This is a genomic window from Sphingobium sp. TomMM7A (genome assembly GCF_055397305.1).
The window spans coordinates 101033-119310 of sequence record NZ_AP027311.1 but is presented as its reverse complement, the minus strand read 5'-3'; the positions used below and the strand labels follow the sequence as shown (position 1 = coordinate 119310).

Sequence of the window (18278 nt, the reverse complement as noted above, 5' to 3'; positions counted from 1 at the left end):
TGGTTCTTCAAGCTGCGAACTGGTTCATCGTATTGTGGCTGCCGCCAGCCTTCAGTGCTGCCTCACCGGCGAAATATTCCTTGTGATCATCACCGATGTCGCTGCCCGCCATATTCTGGTGCTTCACGCAGGCGATGCCCTCGCGGATTTCGCGGCGCTGGACGCCCTCAACATAGCCGAGCATCCCGGCGTCCCCGAAATATTCCCGCGCCAGATTGTCGGTCGACAGCGCAGCCGTGTGATAGGTCGGCAGGGTGATGAGGTGATGGAAGATGCCCGCCCGCGCTGCGGCGTCCTTCTGGAAGGTGCGGATCTTCTCGTCAGCCTCGCGGCCAAGGTCGGTGGCGTCATAGTCCGCACTCATCAGGCGAGCGCGGTCATAGGCGGAAACGTCCCTGCCCTCTGCCTGCCAGCTGTCGAACACCTGTTGGCGGAAGTTCAGCGTCCAGTTGAAGCTCGGCGAGTTATTGTAAACCAGCTTGGCGTTCGGGATGACCTCGCGGACGCGGTCCACCATGCCCGCAATCTGTTCGACATGGGGCTTTTCGGTTTCGATCCACAGCAGGTCTGCGCCGTTCTGAAGCGAGGTGATGCAATCCAGGACGACCCGGTCCTCGCCGGTTCCGGAGCGGAACTGGAAAAGGTTTGATGCCAGACGCTTGGGCCGCAGCAGCTTGCCGTCGCGGGCGATGACGACATCGCCGCGCAGGGTCGATGGATCGGCGACCTCTTCGACATCGAGGAAGCTGTTATACTGGTCGCCAAGGTCGCCCGGCTCGCGGCTGAAGGCGATCTGCTTGGTGAGACCAGCGCCGAGCGAATCGGTACGCGCGACGATGATGCCGTCATCGATGCCCAGTTCGAGGAAGGCGTAGCGGCAGGCGCGGATCTTCGCGAGGAAGTCCTCATGCGGAACGGTGACCTTGCCGTCCTGATGGCCGCACTGCTTTTCGTCCGAAACCTGATTCTCGATCTGGAGCGCGCAGGCACCAGCCTCGATCATCTTCTTGGCGAGCAGGTAGGTCGCTTCGGCATTGCCAAAGCCTGCGTCGATGTCGGCGATGATCGGGACGATGTGGGTTTCGTGATTGTCGATCGCATTGGTGAGGCGATGGACCTCAACCTCATTCCCAGCTTCGCGCGCCTTGTCGAGGTCGCGGAACAGCATGCCGAGTTCCCGGGCGTCGGCCTGGCGCAGGAAGGTGTAGAGTTCCTCGATCAGCGCTGGGACGCTGGTCTTTTCATGCATCGACTGATCCGGAAGCGGGCCGAATTCGGAACGCAGGGCCGCGATCATCCAGCCGGAGAGGTAGAGATATTTGCCCTTGGTCGTGCCGAAATGCTTTTTGATGCTGATCATCTTCTGCTGGCCAATGAAGCCGTGCCAGCAACCCAGCGACTGGGTGTAGTTCGCGGGGTCGGCATCATAGGCGGTCATGTCGCGGCGCATGATCGCGGCGGTGTAGCGGGCGATGTCGAGGCCGGTGGGGAAACGGTTCTGGAGACGCATTCTGGCGACCGAATCGGCGGCGATGCCATTCCAGTTGGGCTCTTCGCCCAGCAGGGAGGAGGCGCGGGTGATTTGTTGGGCGTAGGTCATGGGAATCCCCTGAATGAATTGGCGAATTAAACGCGTTTTGGGGGAGGATGACCTGTGGCGGGAGGGGGTGTGAAGTTCAGTTGTCGATCTTTACAAACTTTCTCTGTATAGTTGTAATGTCTGCACAGGAGCGCAAGCGAACATGGCCAAGGATCGTCCCGTCTATATGGGCCCGCGCTTGCGGCGGTTGCGGCGGGAGTTGGGGCTGACGCAGTCCGATATGGCGGCGGACCTCGAAATCTCCGCTTCTTATGTCGCGCTGCTGGAGCGCAATCAGCGGCCGTTGACGGCGGACATGCTGCTGCGGCTGGCGCGCACATACCGGATGGACATGAGCGAGCTGGCGGGCGACGGCGGCGCGGAGCAGACGGCGCGGTTGCAGGCCGCGCTGAAGGACCCGATGTTTGCCGACATCGACCTTCCCACGCTGGCAATGCAGGATGTCGCGGTCAACTATCCGGGGTTCAGCGAAGCGTTATTGCGGCTGCATACCGCCTATCGCGAGGAGCAGATGGCGCTGGCGGATCGGAGCGGCGATCGCGCCGACGCACCCGATGAAGCGCCCGACCCGGCGGCCGAGGCGCGCCGGTTCCTGGGCGCGCGGCGCAACAGTTTTCCGCCGCTGGACGATGCGGGGGAAAGGGTCGCCGCGCAGATCGAACAAGCAGGCGGCACGGCAGCATGGCTGAAAAGCAAGCATGGCCTGCGCGTCCGGCGCCTGCCGCCCGATGTCATGGCGGGGTCGATGCGGCGGCTGGACCGGCATCGCGACGCGGTGCTGATCGACGATGCGCTGGACGGCGCGAGCACCGCCTTTCAGCTGGCGATACAGATCGCCTATCTGGAGATGCGCGCGGACATGGAGTCCCTGCTGAAGGACGGGCAGTTTTCCAGCGCAAGTGGACGGCAGCTGGCCCGCCAGGGCCTCGCCAATTATGGCGCCGCCGCCATATTGATGCCCTATGCGGCCTTTGCCAAGGCGGTGGAGGCGCGGCGCTACGATGTCGAGGCACTGGCCCGGCAATTCGGGACGAGCTTTGAACAGACGGCGCACCGACTGACCACGCTGCAAAAGCCGGGGCACGAACGCGTGCCCTTCTTCTTCCTGCGCGTCGATAGGGCGGGCAATGTCAGCAAGCGGCTGGACGGCGCAGGCTTTCCCTTTGCGCGGCATGGCGGATCATGCCCGCTCTGGTCGATCCATCATGTGTTCGAGCGGCCCGGCGACGTGGTGACGCAATGGCTGGAACTGCCCGACGGACAACGGTTTTTCTCGATCGCGCGGAGGGTGACGGCGGGCGGCGGCGGCTGGGGGGCGCCGCGTGTGGAGCGGGCGATCGCGCTCGCCTGCGCGGCCGAACATGCCCATCGGCTGATCTATACGCAGGGACTTGGGGCGTCCGAGCCGACGCCGATCGGACTGACATGCCGCCTGTGCCACCGGAGCCAGTGCATGGCGCGATCCGCGCCGCCCATCGGGCGTGAAATGCTGCCGGAGGACTATCGGCGGGGCTACGCGCCTTTCGGCTTTGCCGACGGTTGAGCAGCGCCGCGACCGCCGCACGAGCGATCCCGGTCGCTTCAGCCAGCGGCGCGCGTCTGCGGCGCCGACGAATCAGCAGGAGTCGCGAGCCAGTCGAGAGCCTCCTGCTCGGTTTCGAAATAGCCGTAGGTTGTGTTCATATTTTGCAGCCGTCTCGTCTGCATGCGCAGGAGCACCGAAGGCGAGACTACGGCGATGCGGCCGGTATCCGAATCCTTGTGCGTGTAGGAGAGGCGACCGAGCGCTTCGCTGACTTCGGGGGTATGGATTTCCGTGCGGCAGGTATTGACCAGAACGTCGCACGACGGATCCGCCGCGCGGACTTCTTCCTCGAGCGCGCGGCCGAACTGATCGACCGCATCCAGATTCCAGAAGCCGTAAGTGGTGATATGTAGCAGCTTGCGATCGCGGTCATAATCGACCTCGAAAAAGCCTTCCAACTTCTGCACAAGCCCTCCTAATCCAGAAGGACTGCGTTCAGTCCTCCTGCAAATCCAGCCAGGCAACCACATCATTGTCGGTCGCGATGAACAGCCCGTCCTGGATTTCCTGAGGCTGTTGCTGCGCTATATGCACGGCTTCGCTTAACGGGCCGTAAAAGAGGGTGGTCGCAGCGCCGCCTTCTTCGCTGTCGCTCAGATGATAAAGGCGGACGGTGGCGGAATCATAGGTGCTGCGCATGACGCCATTATCGGGCGGCGCAACCGAGGGCGCAAGCCGGGCCTTCAACGGCGATCGGTGACCTTGATGCCGGCGCCCAGACGATTCGCGCCGATCTTCACCGCGTCGCTTGTGAAGTTGGCGACGAAGCTGCTGCTGCGTTGCAGGCCGGGCACGAAAGACGCGCTGTTGCCAGCGATCGACAGGCCGCCGCTGTCATGTTCGCGCCCTTCCGGAGCGACGGTGATGAAGGCGCTGTAATTATCCTTGTCCCGGCCCTGCACCATTTCGTTGCCGCTGATCTCACCACTCGCCCCGTTGGACAGGTCGATCATATAGTTGGTGAGGTGGCCGTGGCTGTCGTCGAAGCTGTTGCCGGCGATGGTGACGCGGGGCGTGCGGGTTTTCAGATAATGGCCGCCATCGCCCTGATCGAATCGCGACCGCGTGACGGTAAGTTTGCCATATCGACCGATATAGATGCCATGGGCGCAATCCAGATCGCGGTCGCACCGGCCAAGATGGCGGAAGGTGGATTTGTCGATCGTGACGCTGTTGCCCGGCGAGTCGCCGCTCAATATCCCTTCCTCGCTGTTGCGGAACAGGCTGTTGGTGACGGTGAGATTGCCGCCTTCCAGCCGGATGCCCGCGCCATTGCCGTCGGGCACGCGCAGATTTTGGAACACGATGCCATCCACGCTGCTTGACCGGCCGCGCAAGACCAGCGCCGCCTTGCCTTCACATGGCATGCCGTCGAGGATGACGCTGCCCGCCGTCTGGGCGCGGAAGGCGACGTCCCCGCCCTGCTGCACCGCGCATTGCGCATAGGTGCCGGGCGCGATCAGGACCGTGCCCTTGCCATTGCCGATCGCCGCCACCGCATCCTTTAGCGAGGTGTAACCGCGCCCGCTTTCGACCACGGTGAAAGGCGTCGGCATCCCCTGTGCTAGGGCAGCCGCGCCAGCGGCGGCGGAAACGAGCAGGATCGTCGAAAGGATACGCATAACTAAAGACATAGACGGTTGGAAAAGGGCGGCCAATGTGGAGTCGTGGTTAATGAAATCCTGTTCCGGGACAGGTGCGATCGCCCTGCCCCTCCCTCGCCCTGCTAGGGCCGATCGACATTCAGTTCTGGCGGCCTGCAAATGGCGGTTCTCCGCGCTTCCGGTGCTCACGTACTTTGAGTACGCTGCGTTGAAGCGAGGCGCGTGACTCGCTTCAAGGGTCACGGAAAACCACCATTTTCGGCTCGCCATCTCCTGAATGTCGATCGGCCCTAAAACGATCTGGCGGAGGCCCGATTTTAGAGCATGGCCATGTTTGAGTAATCGTCACCCCGGACTTGATCCGGGGTCCCGCTTCTTTTCCGACGCTGCTGAGGCAGCGGGACCCCGGGTCGAGCCCGGGGTGACGGAAAATCAACCTTAGTACCGATGCTTCCATGTAAGACGATCACGCTCTAAAAGCTTCAACTTGAGCCTGATAAACCCTAAGCCTGTCATACACATGACCGTGGCTGCTCCCCTGCTTCGATCGATGGCTGTCCTTCTGGGCGCGGCCGCGATGATCGCGGGCTGTTCGCAGGAGGCAAGCGGGCCGGTGGTGGTGAGCGTGATCGGATCACCCGCTGACTTCGCCAAACCGATCGAGAACCTGCCCAATCCGGGTGCCAAGCTGATCCTGGAGGCGACGGCGCAGGGGCTGGTCGCCTTTGACGCCAGCGGCGAGATATTGCCCGCGCTGGCCCAGCGCTGGATCGTCGAGGAGGATGGGCGCAGCTATATCTTTCGCCTGCGGCGCGCGCAATGGGCCGATGGGACGAAGGTGACGGCGAAGGACGTCGCGGCGCTGTTGATGGCGCGGATCGAGACGTTGCGGCGGCTGGACCCGGACGGGCCGCTGGACGCGGTGGAGGCGGTCGTGCCGATGACCGGCGAGGTGATCGAGATCCGCCTGTCCCAGCCCCGCCCCTATTTGTTGCAGATGCTGGCGCAACCGCAAATGGCGCTGTTGTCGCGACAGGGCGGCACCGGGCCTTACCGGCGCGAACCATGGGGCAAGGCGTTGACGCTGACGCCGGTCGACAAGGCACCCAGGGACGAGGATGGGGAGGAGGCGAAGGCGGCGGCGTGGGAAACACGCATATTGCGCGCGGACAGAGCCGCGCTGGCGATCATTCGTTTTCGTGAGGGCAAGGCGGCGGCGGTGCTGGGCGGGCGGTTCGCCGACCTGCCGCTGCTGGTGCCAGCCGGGGTTGATCGCGATGCGGTGCGGATCGACCCGGTGCAGGGGCTGTTGGGATTTGCCGTGACCGGCAAGGGCAAGCTGCTGGACGATGACGGCGTGCGGCGGGCGATCAACATGGCGATCGATCGCAGCCAGTTGCCCATCCTGTTTCCGCTGGGTGGGTGGGCCATTACCGACAAGATCGTGCCTGCGCAGCTTGATCTGCCTCGGCCGCCGACTGCGCCGGATTGGACAACGATGCCGTTGGAGGACCGGCGAGCGGCGGCCAGTGCGGTCATCACGCGATGGCGCCGCGACAATGGCGACGCTCCGGTGCTGCGGGTGGCTTTGCCGCGAGGGCCGGGGGCGACGAGCCTGTTCGCCCTCGTCCGCCATGACCTGGCGATGATCGGGTTGGGCGTCGAGCGGGTGGGCATGAAGGATGATGCCGACCTGCGGCTGATCGATGAAGTCGCCGCTTATGACAGCGTGCTCTGGTATCTCGGCCGCGCCGGATGCGCGCGCAAGGTGCATTGCTCGGTGGAGGCCGATGCACAGTTGCGGGCGGCAAGCATGGCGGGCACCGCGGCCGAGCGCATGGCGCGGGTGGCGCAGGCCGAGGCGCTGATGCAGGCGCATAACGGCTATATTGCCTTGGGCGCGCCGGTGCGCTGGTCGCTGGTGTCGCGGCGGCTGACCGGATTCATGCCTTCGCCCCGCGCGCGGCATCCATTGAACCATTTGTTCCGCGCCACCAATTAAGGGGGCAGGAGGAACATGATGGCGTTATCGCAAGACCAGTTTGACCGCGTGGTGCGTGACCTGCCGGGCTTTGGCCGCGACCCCGCTTCGGTGCGGCGGCGGATCGAGGCGATGGAGGCGGTGCTGGAAGGACTGTTCGTCATTCCCGGCACCAACCGGCGTGTGGGGCTGGACAGTCTGGTCGGGCTAATCCCGGTGGTGGGTGACCTGGCGACTGCGGCCATGGGCGCTTGGATCGTGTGGGAGGCGCGGAACCTGGGCATGTCGAAATGGCAGCTGACACGCATGGCGGCCAATGTGGGGTTCGACACGGTCGTCGGCGCGATTCCGTTCGCGGGCGATGTGTTTGACTTTCTGTTCAAGTCCAACACGAAGAATTTGCGGATTATCCGCAAGCATTTGGACAAGCATCATCCCTCGACGGTGACGATCGAGGGTTAAGAGGCTTTACGCGAAGGCGAAGTCCAGACCGATGTCGGCGGCGGGGGCGGACTGGGTCAGGCGGCCGACGCTGATGTAGGTTACGCCGGTTTCAGCCTTGGCCCGGATGGTCTGGAGCGTGACGCCGCCTGAGGCTTCGGTCGGCACGCGGCCGCCGACCAATGTCACCGCGCCGCGCAGGGTGGGCGCGTCCATATTGTCGAGCAGCAGGTGGGTGGCTCCTGCGGCTAACGCGGGTTCGATCTGGTCGATGCGGTCCACCTCGACGATGATGCTTGCGATCCCGGCAGCGGCGGCGCGGCGGACGGCTTCCTCTACCGAGCCTGCGACCGCGACATGATTGTCCTTGATCATCGCGGCGTCCCACAGGCCCATGCGGTGATTGGTCGCCCCGCCCTGCCGCGTCGCATATTTTTCCAGGATGCGGAGGCCGGGGATGGTCTTGCGCGTGTCGAGCAGGGTCGCGCCGGTGCCCATGATCGCATCGACATAGGCGCGGGTCATGGTGGCGATGCCGGTCAGATGCTGGACGGTGTTGAGGGCGGAGCGCTCGGCGGTCAGCATCGCGCGCGCCTTGCCGCGGATGCGCATGATGTCAGTGCCGGGCGCGACGCGGTCGCCGTCCTGGCGGAGTAGCTCGATCTCGACGTCAGGGTCGAGGGCGCGGAAGAAGGCGGCGGCGATGGGGAGGCCAGCGAGCGTCACCGCGTCGCGGCTGTCCATCACGCCTTCGAAGATCGCGTCGGCGGGGATGACCGCTTCGCTGGTGACGTCACGGCCGTCGGGACCTAGGTCTTCGGCGAGGGTGGAGGCGATGAAGGCGTCGAGGTCGAAGCCGGGCAAGGTGAAGGTCATCTGGCCTCTCTGTGCATTGATCGGAGTGGGATAGCAAACGCAGGCGGCGCTCACCGCCTCGTCATCCCGGCCTTGAGCCGGGATCCCGCTTTCACACGATGGAACGTAAAGCGGGACCCCGGGTCAAGCCCGGGGTGACGGAAAACAAGGAGCATGCCTTAGCGATTGCCCACATCACCCTTCCCCACCGTGCCACTGGCGAGTTCCAGCATGCGGTCGAGGCTCTTCTTCGCGGCGAGGCGGAGGCCTTCTTCCATTTCGATGCGGGGCTGGAGGTCGCGGAGCGCGAGGTACAGCTTTTCCATCGTGTTGAGCGCCATATAGGGGCAGACGTTGCAGTTGCAGTTGCCGTCCGCGCCGGGGGCGCCGATGAAATTCTTGTCGGGCACCGCCTTGCGCATCTGGTGGATGATGTGCGGTTCGGTGGCGACGATCAGCGTGTCTCCGGTCATCGTCTTGGCATATTGCAGGATGCCGCTGGTGGAGCCGACATAATCGGCATGATCGACGATATAGGGCGGGCATTCGGGATGCGCGGCGATGGGGGCGTCGGGGTGCTGGGCCTTGAGCTTTAGCAGTTCGGTCTCGCTGAATGCTTCGTGGACGATGCAGACGCCGGGCCACAGTAGCATGTCGCGGTTGAACTTGCGCTTCAGATAACCGCCCAGATGCTTGTCCGGGCCGAAGATGATCTTCTGGTCGCGGGGGATCTGGGAGAGGATCGTTTCGGCGGACGAGCTGGTGACGATGATGTCGGAGAGCGCCTTCACCTCGGCCGAGCAGTTGATGTAGCTCAAGGCGATATGATCGGGATGCGCTTCGCGGAACGCCTTGAACTGGGCGGGCGGGCAGCTGTCCTCCAGGCTGCAACCGGCGTCCATGTCAGGCAGGACGACGATCTTTTCAGGGCTTAGAATCTTGGCGGTCTCGGCCATGAAGCGGACACCGCAGAAGGCGATGACGTCGGCGTCGGTTTCCGCCGCCTTGCGCGAGAGTTCAAGGCTGTCGCCGACGAAATCGGACAGGTCCTGAATTTCCGGCTTTTGATAATAATGGCCAAGGATGACGGCGTTGCGTTCCTTGCGCAGCCGGTCGATCTCCGCGCGCAGGTCGGTCCCCTGCGGGATTCCGGTGATGGCGTTCATGTCCCTAACTCCTCACGGCCTTTGACCGCGCCACTAGCGGGCGGCGCGGCGGTTGGCCAGTAACTGTTTCCCCCTAGCGCAATTGCCAGCGGCCATCCCCTGCGACCTCCGCCACACCTCGGCCGTCCAGGTCGATGAGGTGGGCAAGGACCGATCGCCCGGCGGCGGGATGAAGGCGCGGATCGACGCCTTTATACATTTGCGCCACCATCGCCGGGATTTCGGACGCGCCGTGGCGCTGAAGGAAGCGCAATATCTGCCCTTCCCGCTGCTTGCGATGGCCCATCATACCGCGCACCAGACGGCGCGGATTGGGCACCGGATCGCCATGGGCGGGATAGTAGATCACATCCTCCCGATCGAGCAGCCGCTGCATCGATCGCATATAGTCGGCCATGTCCCCGTCCGGGGGCGAGATGACGCTGGTGGACCAGCCCATGACATGATCGCCGGTGAAGAGGGCGTGTTCCTCCAACAGGGCGAAGCAGAGATGGTTGGAGGTGTGGCCGGGCGTGGCGACGGCTTCGAGCGTCCAGCCCTCGCCTGTCACCTGTTCGCCATCGGCGAGGATGCGGTCGGGCGTATAGGAAGGATCGAAGGCGGCATCGGCGCGCGGGCCGTCATCGTCCAGCACCAGCGGCGCGCAGCCGACGATGGGCGCGCCGGTCTGTGCCGCGAGCGGCGCGGCGGCAGGGCTGTGGTCGCGATGGGTGTGGGTGCACAGGATTGCGCGCACGGGGCGGTCTGCAATCGCGGCGAGCAGCGCGGCGAGATGATCGGGATCGGCGGGGCCGGGATCGATCACCGCCACGTCCTCTGACCCGACCAGATAGGTCTGGGTGCCCGTATAGGTGAAGGGCGAGGGATTGGGCGCCAGAAGGCGGCCGATGCGCGGCGAGATTTGCAGCAGCGTGCCGGTGGGCATGTCGGCCATGTCAGGTGCGGTTGCCATGCGCTCCATGTGCCCATCTGGGCGGGATTTTCAAGGGCCGGTTGATCGGGGGATTCCGTTTGGGGACGCCATCGCCTAGACTTCATGCCATGAGCGCGAGCAGGGATCTTGTGGAGGCATGGCGGCAGCATCTGGCACTGGACCGGCGGCGATCCACGCACACGGTGCGCGCCTATATGGCGACGGCGGAGCGGTTGATCGCTTTCCTGACCGAGCATCGCGGGGAAGCAGTGACGGCGGCGGGCTTGGCGCGGGTGGATCAAGCCGACTTGCGCGCGTTTCTGACGGCGCGGCGGATGGACGGGATCGGCAATGGATCGGCGGCGCGGGAATTGTCGGCGGTGCGTGGGTTCCTGAGGTTCACCGGCGGCGAGGATGCGCGGGTGCCGCTGCTGAAAGGGCCGAAGGTGAAGCGGGGTCTGCCCCGGCCGATCTCCCCTGACGAGGCGGTGGCGCTGGCGGGTGAGATTGCGGAGACGGCGCGCGAGGGCTGGATCGGCGCGCGGGACTGGGCGGTGTTGTTGCTGCTCTATGGGGCGGGGCTGCGGATCGGCGAGGCGATGGGACTGATGGGCGACGTGTTGCCGCTGGGCGATACGCTGCGGGTGACGGGCAAGCGGGGCAAGAGCCGACAAGTGCCGCTGCTGCCGCAGGTGCGGGCGGCGATCGAGGCTTATGTGGCGGTTTGCCCTTATCCTATGGCGCGGGAGGAGATGCTGTTCCGGGGGGCTCGGGGTGGTCCATTGTCGGCGGCTTTGATCCGGCGCGCGGTGCAGGGTGCGCGCGGACGGCTGGGGCTGTCGGATCGGACGACGCCGCATGCTTTGCGGCACAGCTTTGCGACGCATTTGCTGGGGCGCGGGGCGGATTTGCGGTCTTTGCAGGAGCTGTTGGGGCATGCCAGCCTGTCATCGACGCAGATTTATACGCAGGTGGATGCGGCGCATCTGCTGGATGTTTATCGGAATGCGCATCCTCGGGCTTGAGTTGGCTAAGACAAACATAGTCCCCCTCCCGTAAACGTTCAAACGAGGCGCGTGACTCGTTTGAAGGGTTAGGGGTGGGCGCGAGCGTAGCGAGCTTCGACCTCGCCGTTACAAGACTCAATCCAACGTTGCGTCAGCCCACCCCCTAGCCCCCTCCCGCCTGCGGGAGGGGGAACAGCCCACTCACCCCCTCGGCTTCCAGGTTGCCAAGCGCCAGAGGTAGAGCGCAATTGCCCCGACCACGCACGCCATCGCCGCGGGCCCCACATATTTGTCGATGTCGCGGAAATTCTGGCCGAGGATGTAGCCCGCATAGGCAAGGATAATGTTCCAGATCAGCGCGCCGCTGGCCGTCCAGGCGAGGAATTTGACATGCCCCATGCGGAACAGCCCGGCGGGCAGCGAGATCATGGTGCGGAAGGCGGGCAGGAAGCGGAATACGAAAACGACGATCTGGCCATATTTGCCGAATATATGGTCGAGCGCCTCAACGTCCCGCCATTCCAGCGTGGCCCAGCGGCCGTAGCGGTCCACCAGCGGCTTGAGCCGTGCGAAGCCCAATATATGGCCGACCAGATACCAGAAATAATTGCCGACCGTGGTGCCCAGCGTGCCCGCGACGAGCAGCCACTCCATCGCCATGCGGCCTTGGCCGACGCGGATGCCGCCGATGCCCATGATGAGTTCGGACGGGATCGGGGGGAAGACATTTTCGATGACCATCAGGGCCAAAATGCCCCAATAGCCGCCTGCGTCGATGAGATGGAGGACCCAGTCAGTCAAGGCACGTCATTCCAGCGAACGCTGGAATCTCTTTTGGAGGGCACGGCCTGGGGCACGAGGTCCCAGCTTCCGCTGGGATGACGGGGTTTTTGTTAGACGGTTGAAGGTGGCTCAAGCAGCTACTCTTGCGGCGAGGCGGGCGTCGATCGCGTCCCAGATCATGCTGCCTGTGTCCGTACCGTTGAAGGCGTCGATCGACACGATGCCCGTGGGCGAGGTCACGTTAATTTCGGTCAGCCATTCGCCGCCGATTACGTCGATCCCGACGAACAGCAGTCCACGCGCCTTGAGTTCCGGCCCCATGGCGGCGCAGATTTCCAGTTCCCGGTCGGTCAGTTCCGTCTTGGCCGCCGATCCGCCCACAGCGAGGTTGGAGCGTATCTCGCCCTCGCCCGGAATGCGGTTGATCGCGCCTGCGATTTCACCGTCGATGAGGACGATGCGCTTGTCGCCTTGCGCGACGCCGGGGATGAAGGCCTGGACCATGAAAGGCTCGACCCATGAAGCGTTGAACAGTTCCACGAGCGCGGAGATGTTGGCGCCGGACTGGCCGACATGGAAGACCGCGTTGCCCGCATTGCCATAGAGCGGCTTGACCACGATCTCGCCATGTTCGGCGAGGAAACTGCGGACTTCCGCGAGGTCGCGGGTGATCATGGTCGGCGGCATGAAGCGCGCATAATCGAGCACGAACAGCTTTTCGGGCGCGTTGCGGACGGAGGCGGGATCATTCACCACCAGCGTTTCGGCCTGCACCCTCTCCAGCAAATGGGTGGCGGTGATGTAGCTCAGGTCAAAGGGCGGGTCCTGGCGCATGAGGACGACATCGACGTCGCGGCCGAGGTCGAGCATCTCGGGCTCGCCAAGGGCGAAATGATCGCCTCGAACCTTCTGCACCTTTACCGGGCGCGCCTTCGCCAGCACGCGGCCGTCGCGATAGGTGAGGTCGGGCGCGAGATAATGGTAGAGCCTATGCCCCCTCGTCTGCCCCGCCAGCATGATGTGGAAGGTGGAATCGCCCGCGATGTTGATCTCTTCCATCGGATCCATCTGCACGGCGATGGTGAGGGGGTTGAGCTCAGTCATGTCCAATCCTTTTTCCGGGGATGAAAGGATCAGCCCCCATGCCAGACATTCGCCAGATGGCGCGGCGGACGGCCCGGCGCAAGGAGGATCACGTCGATCCGCATGTCGTCGCCCGGCTTTGCAAGGTCATAGAAGAGCATTTCGGCGGCGGACGCGACGCGCGAGAGGCGGCGTTCGTCTATCGCGAGGTCGAGATCTGCGGCGGTGGCGCGGGCCTTTACCTCGACAAAAGCGAGCATCGCGCCGCGTCTTGCAACAAGGTCTACCTCGCCGGCGGGTGTGCGCAGGCGGCGGCCGACGATCTGCCAGCCCTTGAGCCGTAGCCACCATGCGGCGATGCGTTCCGCTTGGCGACCGCGTTTTTCGGCCTGTTGGCGTCTCACCCTTTGAGTTCCAGCGCGCGATCGTAAAGCGCGCGGCGGTCCAGGCCGAGTTTCTTGGCGACCTCTCCGGCGGCTTTGGAGACGGGGAGTCGTTCCATCGCTTCGAGGAGGGCGGCGTCGGCGTCTTCGGCGCTGGCGGGGGGGGCTTCGCCGGGTGGGCCGACGATGACGACGATCTCTCCCTTGGGCGGGGCGTCGGCGTAGCGGGCGGAAAGTTCCGTGAGGGTGCCGGTGCGGGTTTCCTCGAATGTTTTGCTGATTTCGCGGGACACGGCGGCTTCGCGGTTCCCCAGCCCCTCGGCCATCGCGGCGAGGCTTTCCGACAGGCGCGGGCCGCTTTCGTAGAAGATGAGCGTGGCGCGCAGGGTGGCGACTTCGGCCAAGGCGTCGGCGCGGGCCTTTTGTTTGGCGGGGAGGAAGCCCATGAAGAGGAAGCGGTCGGTGGGAAGGCCGGACAGGGTTAGCGCGGCGATGGCGGCGCTGGGGCCGGGCAGCGTAGTGATGTTGCGCCCGGCGGCGCGGGCGTCGCGGACCAGCTTGTAGCCGGGGTCGGAGATGAGGGGGGTGCCAGCGTCGGACAGGAGCGCGACCGATTCGCTCGCCATCCGCTCGATCAGGCGGGCGCGGACGCCTTCGGCGCTGTGGTCATGATAGGGGATCATCGGACGATCCGACCCCGCGTGACGCAGCAAACGTGCGCTCACCCGTGTATCTTCCACGGCGATCACATCGGCAAGGCGCAGGACTTCCGCCCCGCGCGGGCTAAGGTCTCCGAGGTTGCCGATCGGCCCCGCAACGATGTAAAGCCCGGGCTCCAGCCCAGAAGTTGTATCTTCCATAAGGACGCCAGATGACAGAGACGGATGCCCTCCGGCAAGCGGACATGTTCGCGGCAATGAAGCGCGGTGCGCGTATCCTGTTCGCCGCCAGCGCTTTGGCTCTCGCCGCCTGTCAGTCGATCGTGCCGCGTGGGCCGGGTCCGGTGCGGCCGACGGAGCCTGTTCCCAGTGGCCCTGATGTGACGCAGGGCCTGCCGACCGACGCGCTGCGCAATCGCGTCGCGCTGCTGGTGCCGATGAGCGGGCCGAATGCGGGCGTCGGACAATCCATCGCCAACGCTACGACGCTGGCGCTGCTGGATACCAAGGCCGACAAGGTGCGCATCACCACCTATGACACCAGCATGGGTGCGGCGGCGGCGGCGAACAAGGCGCTGGCGGAAGGCAATCGCCTGATCCTGGGGCCGCTGCTGGCCGAAGACGCGCGGGTCGTGGGTCCGATCGCCGCAAAGGCGAATGTGCCGGTGATCAGCTTTTCCAACGATGTGAGCGTTGCCGGAAACGGCGTCTACATCATGGGCTATAACCCCAACCAGTCGATCGAACGCGTCGTCGAATTCGCGAAGGGCAAAGGGCTGTCGAAGTTCGCCGCGCTGGTGCCCAAGGGCATGTATGGTGAGCGGTCGGGCACGTCGCTTCTGCGCGCGGTCGAGGGTGCGGGCGGGACGGTCGTGTCGATGCAGACGTTCGACCGGACGCCTGCTTCGATGACGGCGGCGGTCAAGAAATTGCAGGCGTCGTCCAGCTATGACGCGCTGCTGATCGCGGACAGCGGGCGGGTGGCGTTGCAGCTGGCGCCGATCGTGCGGAAGAATGGCGGGGCGACGGCCCGCCTGCTGGGCACGGAATTGTGGAATACGGATCGCGGGCTGGCGTCCGCTCCGGCTTTGCGGGGCGCGTGGTTCGCCAGCGTGTCGGATGGGCTTTATGGACAATTGGCGGGCAAATATCGCGCGCGTTATGGCAGCGCGCCGTTCCGGCTTTCAGCGCTCGGCTATGACGCGGTGCTGCTGACCGTGCGGATTGCGCGGGATTGGAAACCGGGGACGGTGTTCCCGGCGGCGCGGCTGCGCGATTCGGGGGGCTTTTCGGGGATTGATGGCGCGTTCCGGTTCGGGCGTGGCGGGGTTGCCGAGCGGGCGCTGGAAGTGTCAGAGGTTGGCGCCGGGACTTACACGGTGGTGGCGGCTGCGCCCAAGGCTTTCGCGGAATAACAGCCCCTTCTCCGTTCGCCCTGAGCCTGTCGAAGCCTTTTCCTTCTTAAAAGAAAAGAGAAGCCCTTCGACAGGCTTAGGGCGAACGGAGTGTGGTGGTTAGCTTTTGATCCGCCCGGTTGGCAGGATCAGCGGCCATTCGCCATCGGGCTCGATGCAGGCGGAGATGCCGTAGACTTGGGCAAGGCTCTGTTCCGTCAGGACGTCGAGCGGCTTGCCATCGGCTACAAGCTTGCCATTGTCCATCAGCAGCAATCGATCGCAATAACGGGCGGCCATGCCAAGATCGTGCAGCACCGTCACGACCAGCGAACCGGTGCGGGCTTCGGCCTTTAGTAGGTCCATGACATCCAGTTGATGACCGGGGTCGAGAGCCGCGAGGGGTTCGTCGGCGATGAGCGCGGGCGCGCCTACTGCCAGCGCGCGGGCGAGGAGGACGCGGGCGCGCTCGCCGCCTGACAGTTCGGTCGCGATCCGGCCCTTGAGGTGGAGGACATCGGCGCGGGCGAGCGCGGCGTCGACCAATGCCTCATCCTGCGGCGAGAGGCGGGACAGCGGGCCGAGATGGGGCATGCGGCCGAGCGCCACCAGCCGTTCCACGAGCAGCGGCCAGTGCAGCGTCTGGCCTTGAGGGAGATAGGCGACTCGGCGCGCTATGTCCTTTCGGCTGAGGCTTGTGATCGGCAGGCTGTCGATCGATACGGTGCCGTTTTCCGCGCGGACAAGGCCGAGCAAGGCGCGGATCAGCGTCGATTTTCCCGCGCCATTGGGGCCGATGATGCCGACCAGTTGCCCCGGCTCCAGCACCGTGGTTACGCCGGTCACGGCGGCATGGCGGCCGAGGCGGACGGACAGGTTTTCGGCGCGGATGGTTACCATAGCCGGCGCTCCCGCATCAGGTGGATGAGGAAGACTGGAACGCCGAGCAATGCGGTGAGGACGCCGAGCTTCAATTCGCTGCTGGTGGGGATCAGCCGGACACCGATGTCGGCCAGCGTGAGCAACGCCGCGCCGCCGAGCAGCGAGGGGAGCAGAATCGCCGAAGGGGAGCGATCCGTCAGGGGACGGACGAGGTGAGGGACGATAAGGCCGACAAAGCCGATCGCCCCCGACACCGCGACTGCTCCGCCGACGCCGATCGCGACGCCCAGCATCATGCGCAGCCGCGCCCTGGAGAGGTCAACGCCCAGTGCTTGGGCGCCCTCCTCCCCCAAGGTCAGCGCGTCGAGGCTGCGGCCGTCGGCGATCAGCAGCGCGGTGCCGATGAGGACGCAGGGCAGCGCGATCCAGACATGGGCGTAGCTGCGATTTTCGAGGCTGCCCATCAGCCAGCTCATAATCTCCATCGCCGCGAAGGGATTGGGCGAGAGGTTCAGCGACAGGCTGATGCCCGCCCCCGCGAGGGTTGCGACCGCTATGCCTGCGAGGATCAGGGTCAGGGGGCTCTCGGACGGACCAGCGAGCAGGAACAGCGCGGCGATGGCGATGAGGCTACTGATGATGGCGAGGGCGGGGAGGATGAGCGGGTGAAGCTGCGCGAGGCCGAAATATAGGGCGCAGACAGCGCCGAGAGCCGCCGCGTTGGAGGCGCCGAGGACGGAGGGTTCAGCGAGCGGGTTGCGGAGATAGCCCTGAAGCGCGGCTCCGGCGAGGCCAAGCATCGCGCCGACGATCAGGCCGAGCAGCATGCGCGGCAGGCGCAGGTCGATGAGGATAGCGCGGGCGACTTCGTCACCGCCGCCGGTGAGGACGGCCAGGATGCGGGCGGGAGAGAGTGGGACCGCGCCCAGTGTAAGGGAGCCGAGTGCTGCCAAAAGGGTGAGCGCGAGAAGGATGGGGAGCAGCAGGGGAGGGCGGCGGGCCTTCATGGCTTGCGCGCTCCAAGGCTGCTGATAGGGGTTGTAGTGCTGCGGCGAAAGCGGGAGCACGGCGCTTTGCGGAGGCTGGATTGGTGCGCAGAAGGATGTTGGCGATATGTTGTTTGGTCAGCCTGACCGGCGCTGCGCCCGCGCCGCCCAAGCGTATCGTGTCGCTCAACACCTGTTCCGACCAATATGTGCTGGCGCTCGCCGATCCGGGGCAGATCGCGGCCTTGAGCCCCTATGGCCATGATCCGGAACTGTCGGCGGCGATCGGGCAGGCGCGGCGTTTCCCCGTGCTGAAGCGTCCGGCCGAAGAGGTATTGGCGCTGCGCCCCGACCTGGTGATCGGCTTTCCCGATGGCGCTGGCGGCGTTGTCGGCGCGCCGGATGGGCGATGGCGCAAGCTCGGGCTGGCGAGCGCGGACAGTTTTGCCGCCATCCGCGACCAGATCCGGCAGGTGGCGGCCGTTGTCGGCCATCCCGCGCGGGGCGAGGCGATGATCGCGGGCATGGAGCGCGACCTTGCCGCCCTGCCCCGCTCCCGGCGCGGCGGCGTTGCGGCCTATTATCAGCGGCGCGGCTATATGACCGGGACCGGCACTTTGGTCGATGAGTTGATCCGGCGCGCAGGCCTCACCAATCTGGCTGCGAAACTTGGCAAGCCAGCGCTGGCGCAGGTGCCGCTGGAGGAGATGATCGCGGCCAGGCCCGACTATCTGATTGTGGAGCAAGGCAGCGAAAAGGTCGTCGATCAGGGGACGGAAATGCTGCACCACCCGGTGCTGCGATCCATCCCCCGCATCCACGTACCGCAAGCGTGGACCGTGTGCGGCGGCCTCGCCTATGTGCAGGCCGCGCGCAGCATCGTGGCGCAGGCGGACGCCGCAAGCAAAGGCAGGACGCAGCCAAAGGCCGCGCCCCGGCGATGAAGCGGGGCGGTC

19 protein-coding genes are annotated in these 18278 nt (G+C 65.1%); 6 read left to right on the top strand and 13 right to left on the bottom strand.

All coding sequences use genetic code 11. The features are described from left to right. Positions 1–7: 7 nt before the first annotated feature. A complete protein-coding gene (locus ACZ5ZH_RS00600) occupies positions 8–1600 on the bottom strand; it encodes an isocitrate lyase (RefSeq protein WP_464771840.1) in 1593 nt (530 codons plus the stop codon). A 142-nt stretch (positions 1601–1742) separates the two neighbouring features. Between ACZ5ZH_RS00600 and ACZ5ZH_RS00595 the strand changes: the two genes are divergently transcribed. Next, the gene (locus tag ACZ5ZH_RS00595; RefSeq protein WP_464771839.1) at positions 1743–3143 is read left to right on the top strand and encodes a helix-turn-helix domain-containing protein; all 1401 of its coding nucleotides are present in this window, start codon (positions 1743–1745) and stop codon (positions 3141–3143) included. A 38-nt stretch (positions 3144–3181) separates the two neighbouring features. On the opposite strand, the gene ACZ5ZH_RS00590 is transcribed toward ACZ5ZH_RS00595, so the two are convergent. The 3 genes from ACZ5ZH_RS00590 to ACZ5ZH_RS00580 are packed head-to-tail and all read right to left on the bottom strand — an operon-like array spanning position 3182 to position 4807. After that, complete coding sequence (locus tag ACZ5ZH_RS00590) at positions 3182–3592, bottom strand: STAS/SEC14 domain-containing protein (protein WP_449471140.1); 411 nt, start codon at positions 3590–3592, stop codon at positions 3182–3184. Positions 3593–3620: 28 nt separating this feature from the next. Then, the gene (locus ACZ5ZH_RS00585) at positions 3621–3824 is read right to left on the bottom strand and encodes a hypothetical protein (protein WP_196225314.1); all 204 of its coding nucleotides are present in this window, start codon (positions 3822–3824) and stop codon (positions 3621–3623) included. Positions 3825–3868: 44 nt separating this feature from the next. Beyond that, the gene (locus ACZ5ZH_RS00580) at positions 3869–4807 is read right to left on the bottom strand and encodes a right-handed parallel beta-helix repeat-containing protein (RefSeq protein ID WP_464771838.1); all 939 of its coding nucleotides are present in this window, start codon (positions 4805–4807) and stop codon (positions 3869–3871) included. A gap of 502 nt (positions 4808–5309) precedes the next feature. Between ACZ5ZH_RS00580 and ACZ5ZH_RS00575 the strand changes: the two genes are divergently transcribed. Beyond that, positions 5310–6791 (top strand): ABC transporter substrate-binding protein, encoded by a 1482-nt coding sequence (locus ACZ5ZH_RS00575; protein WP_464775198.1) that lies wholly within the window; start codon positions 5310–5312, stop codon positions 6789–6791. Between the two features lie 18 nt (positions 6792–6809). Further along, entirely contained in the window at positions 6810–7232 is a 423-nt protein-coding gene (locus ACZ5ZH_RS00570) for a DUF4112 domain-containing protein (RefSeq protein ID WP_464771836.1), read from the top strand. Positions 7233–7238: 6 nt separating this feature from the next. Here the strand turns inward: ACZ5ZH_RS00570 and nadC are convergent, their stop codons facing one another. The 3 genes from nadC to ACZ5ZH_RS00555 all read right to left on the bottom strand — a co-directional run bounded on the left by nadC (position 7239) and on the right by ACZ5ZH_RS00555 (position 10184). Then, entirely contained in the window at positions 7239–8087 is an 849-nt protein-coding gene (gene nadC, locus ACZ5ZH_RS00565) for a carboxylating nicotinate-nucleotide diphosphorylase (protein ID WP_464771835.1), read from the bottom strand. 158 nt (positions 8088–8245) lie between these two features. Then, on the bottom strand, positions 8246–9232 hold the full coding sequence (gene nadA / locus ACZ5ZH_RS00560; RefSeq protein ID WP_460987449.1) for a quinolinate synthase NadA: 987 nt from the start codon (positions 9230–9232) through the stop codon (positions 8246–8248). Between the two features lie 73 nt (positions 9233–9305). Next, positions 9306–10184, bottom strand: coding sequence for an MBL fold metallo-hydrolase (locus ACZ5ZH_RS00555; protein ID WP_464771834.1), 879 nt, complete (start codon positions 10182–10184; stop codon positions 9306–9308). Positions 10185–10273: 89 nt separating this feature from the next. Here ACZ5ZH_RS00555 and ACZ5ZH_RS00550 point away from each other — a divergent pair, with 89 nt between their 5' ends. Beyond that, complete coding sequence (locus ACZ5ZH_RS00550) at positions 10274–11170, top strand: tyrosine recombinase XerC (protein WP_464771833.1); 897 nt, start codon at positions 10274–10276, stop codon at positions 11168–11170. 183 nt (positions 11171–11353) lie between these two features. Here the strand turns inward: ACZ5ZH_RS00550 and ACZ5ZH_RS00545 are convergent, their stop codons facing one another. The 4 genes from ACZ5ZH_RS00545 to rsmI all read right to left on the bottom strand — a co-directional run bounded on the left by ACZ5ZH_RS00545 (position 11354) and on the right by rsmI (position 14261). Then, a complete protein-coding gene (locus tag ACZ5ZH_RS00545; protein WP_460987446.1) occupies positions 11354–11953 on the bottom strand; it encodes a DedA family protein in 600 nt (199 codons plus the stop codon). 111 nt (positions 11954–12064) lie between these two features. Continuing rightward, complete coding sequence (gene gshB, locus ACZ5ZH_RS00540; RefSeq protein ID WP_464771832.1) at positions 12065–13039, bottom strand: glutathione synthase; 975 nt, start codon at positions 13037–13039, stop codon at positions 12065–12067. Between the two features lie 29 nt (positions 13040–13068). Further along, on the bottom strand, positions 13069–13422 hold the full coding sequence (locus ACZ5ZH_RS00535) for a YraN family protein (protein ID WP_460987444.1): 354 nt from the start codon (positions 13420–13422) through the stop codon (positions 13069–13071). Beyond that, positions 13419–14261: a 16S rRNA (cytidine(1402)-2'-O)-methyltransferase gene (rsmI, locus tag ACZ5ZH_RS00530; protein WP_460987443.1), complete on the bottom strand. Its 843-nt coding sequence runs from the start codon at positions 14259–14261 to the stop codon at positions 13419–13421. The genes ACZ5ZH_RS00535 and rsmI overlap by 4 nt, the downstream gene beginning before the upstream one ends. Before the next feature lie 11 nt (positions 14262–14272). Here rsmI and ACZ5ZH_RS00525 point away from each other — a divergent pair, with 11 nt between their 5' ends. Continuing rightward, positions 14273–15475, top strand: a complete 1203-nt coding sequence (locus ACZ5ZH_RS00525; RefSeq protein WP_464771831.1) for a penicillin-binding protein activator — start codon at positions 14273–14275, stop codon at positions 15473–15475. 99 nt (positions 15476–15574) lie between these two features. On the opposite strand, the gene ACZ5ZH_RS00520 is transcribed toward ACZ5ZH_RS00525, so the two are convergent. Together ACZ5ZH_RS00520 and ACZ5ZH_RS00515 are read right to left on the bottom strand one after the other, a co-directional pair. Then, positions 15575–16354, bottom strand: a complete 780-nt coding sequence (locus ACZ5ZH_RS00520) for an ABC transporter ATP-binding protein (RefSeq protein ID WP_464771830.1) — start codon at positions 16352–16354, stop codon at positions 15575–15577. Continuing rightward, positions 16348–17343 (bottom strand): FecCD family ABC transporter permease, encoded by a 996-nt coding sequence (locus tag ACZ5ZH_RS00515; protein ID WP_464771829.1) that lies wholly within the window; start codon positions 17341–17343, stop codon positions 16348–16350. The genes ACZ5ZH_RS00520 and ACZ5ZH_RS00515 overlap by 7 nt, the downstream gene beginning before the upstream one ends. Before the next feature lie 95 nt (positions 17344–17438). Between ACZ5ZH_RS00515 and ACZ5ZH_RS00510 the strand changes: the two genes are divergently transcribed. After that, complete coding sequence (locus tag ACZ5ZH_RS00510; RefSeq protein WP_464771828.1) at positions 17439–18266, top strand: ABC transporter substrate-binding protein; 828 nt, start codon at positions 17439–17441, stop codon at positions 18264–18266. Positions 18267–18278 lie beyond the last annotated feature (12 nt).

What these genes read in the sequence shown, in the direction of transcription:
- ACZ5ZH_RS00580 (WP_464771838.1), bottom strand. Translation starts at nt 4,807, where the DNA reads ATGCGTATCCTTTCGACGATCCTGCTCGTTTCCGCCGCCGCTGGCGCG.
- gshB (WP_464771832.1), bottom strand. Translation starts at nt 13,039, where the DNA reads ATGACTGAGCTCAACCCCCTCACCATCGCCGTGCAGATGGATCCGATG.
- ACZ5ZH_RS00585 (WP_196225314.1), bottom strand. Translation starts at nt 3,824, where the DNA reads ATGCGCAGCACCTATGATTCCGCCACCGTCCGCCTTTATCATCTGAGC.
- ACZ5ZH_RS00570 (WP_464771836.1), top strand. Translation starts at nt 6,810, where the DNA reads ATGGCGTTATCGCAAGACCAGTTTGACCGCGTGGTGCGTGACCTGCCG.
- ACZ5ZH_RS00515 (WP_464771829.1), bottom strand. Translation starts at nt 17,343, where the DNA reads ATGAAGGCCCGCCGCCCTCCCCTGCTGCTCCCCATCCTTCTCGCGCTC.
- nadA (WP_460987449.1), bottom strand. Translation starts at nt 9,232, where the DNA reads ATGAACGCCATCACCGGAATCCCGCAGGGGACCGACCTGCGCGCGGAG.
- rsmI (WP_460987443.1), bottom strand. Translation starts at nt 14,261, where the DNA reads ATGGAAGATACAACTTCTGGGCTGGAGCCCGGGCTTTACATCGTTGCG.
- ACZ5ZH_RS00550 (WP_464771833.1), top strand. Translation starts at nt 10,274, where the DNA reads ATGAGCGCGAGCAGGGATCTTGTGGAGGCATGGCGGCAGCATCTGGCA.
- ACZ5ZH_RS00520 (WP_464771830.1), bottom strand. Translation starts at nt 16,354, where the DNA reads ATGGTAACCATCCGCGCCGAAAACCTGTCCGTCCGCCTCGGCCGCCAT.
- ACZ5ZH_RS00600 (WP_464771840.1), bottom strand. Translation starts at nt 1,600, where the DNA reads ATGACCTACGCCCAACAAATCACCCGCGCCTCCTCCCTGCTGGGCGAA.
- ACZ5ZH_RS00525 (WP_464771831.1), top strand. Translation starts at nt 14,273, where the DNA reads ATGACAGAGACGGATGCCCTCCGGCAAGCGGACATGTTCGCGGCAATG.
- nadC (WP_464771835.1), bottom strand. Translation starts at nt 8,087, where the DNA reads ATGACCTTCACCTTGCCCGGCTTCGACCTCGACGCCTTCATCGCCTCC.
- ACZ5ZH_RS00555 (WP_464771834.1), bottom strand. Translation starts at nt 10,184, where the DNA reads ATGGCAACCGCACCTGACATGGCCGACATGCCCACCGGCACGCTGCTG.
- ACZ5ZH_RS00595 (WP_464771839.1), top strand. Translation starts at nt 1,743, where the DNA reads ATGGCCAAGGATCGTCCCGTCTATATGGGCCCGCGCTTGCGGCGGTTG.
- ACZ5ZH_RS00510 (WP_464771828.1), top strand. Translation starts at nt 17,439, where the DNA reads ATGTTGGCGATATGTTGTTTGGTCAGCCTGACCGGCGCTGCGCCCGCG.
- ACZ5ZH_RS00575 (WP_464775198.1), top strand. Translation starts at nt 5,310, where the DNA reads ATGACCGTGGCTGCTCCCCTGCTTCGATCGATGGCTGTCCTTCTGGGC.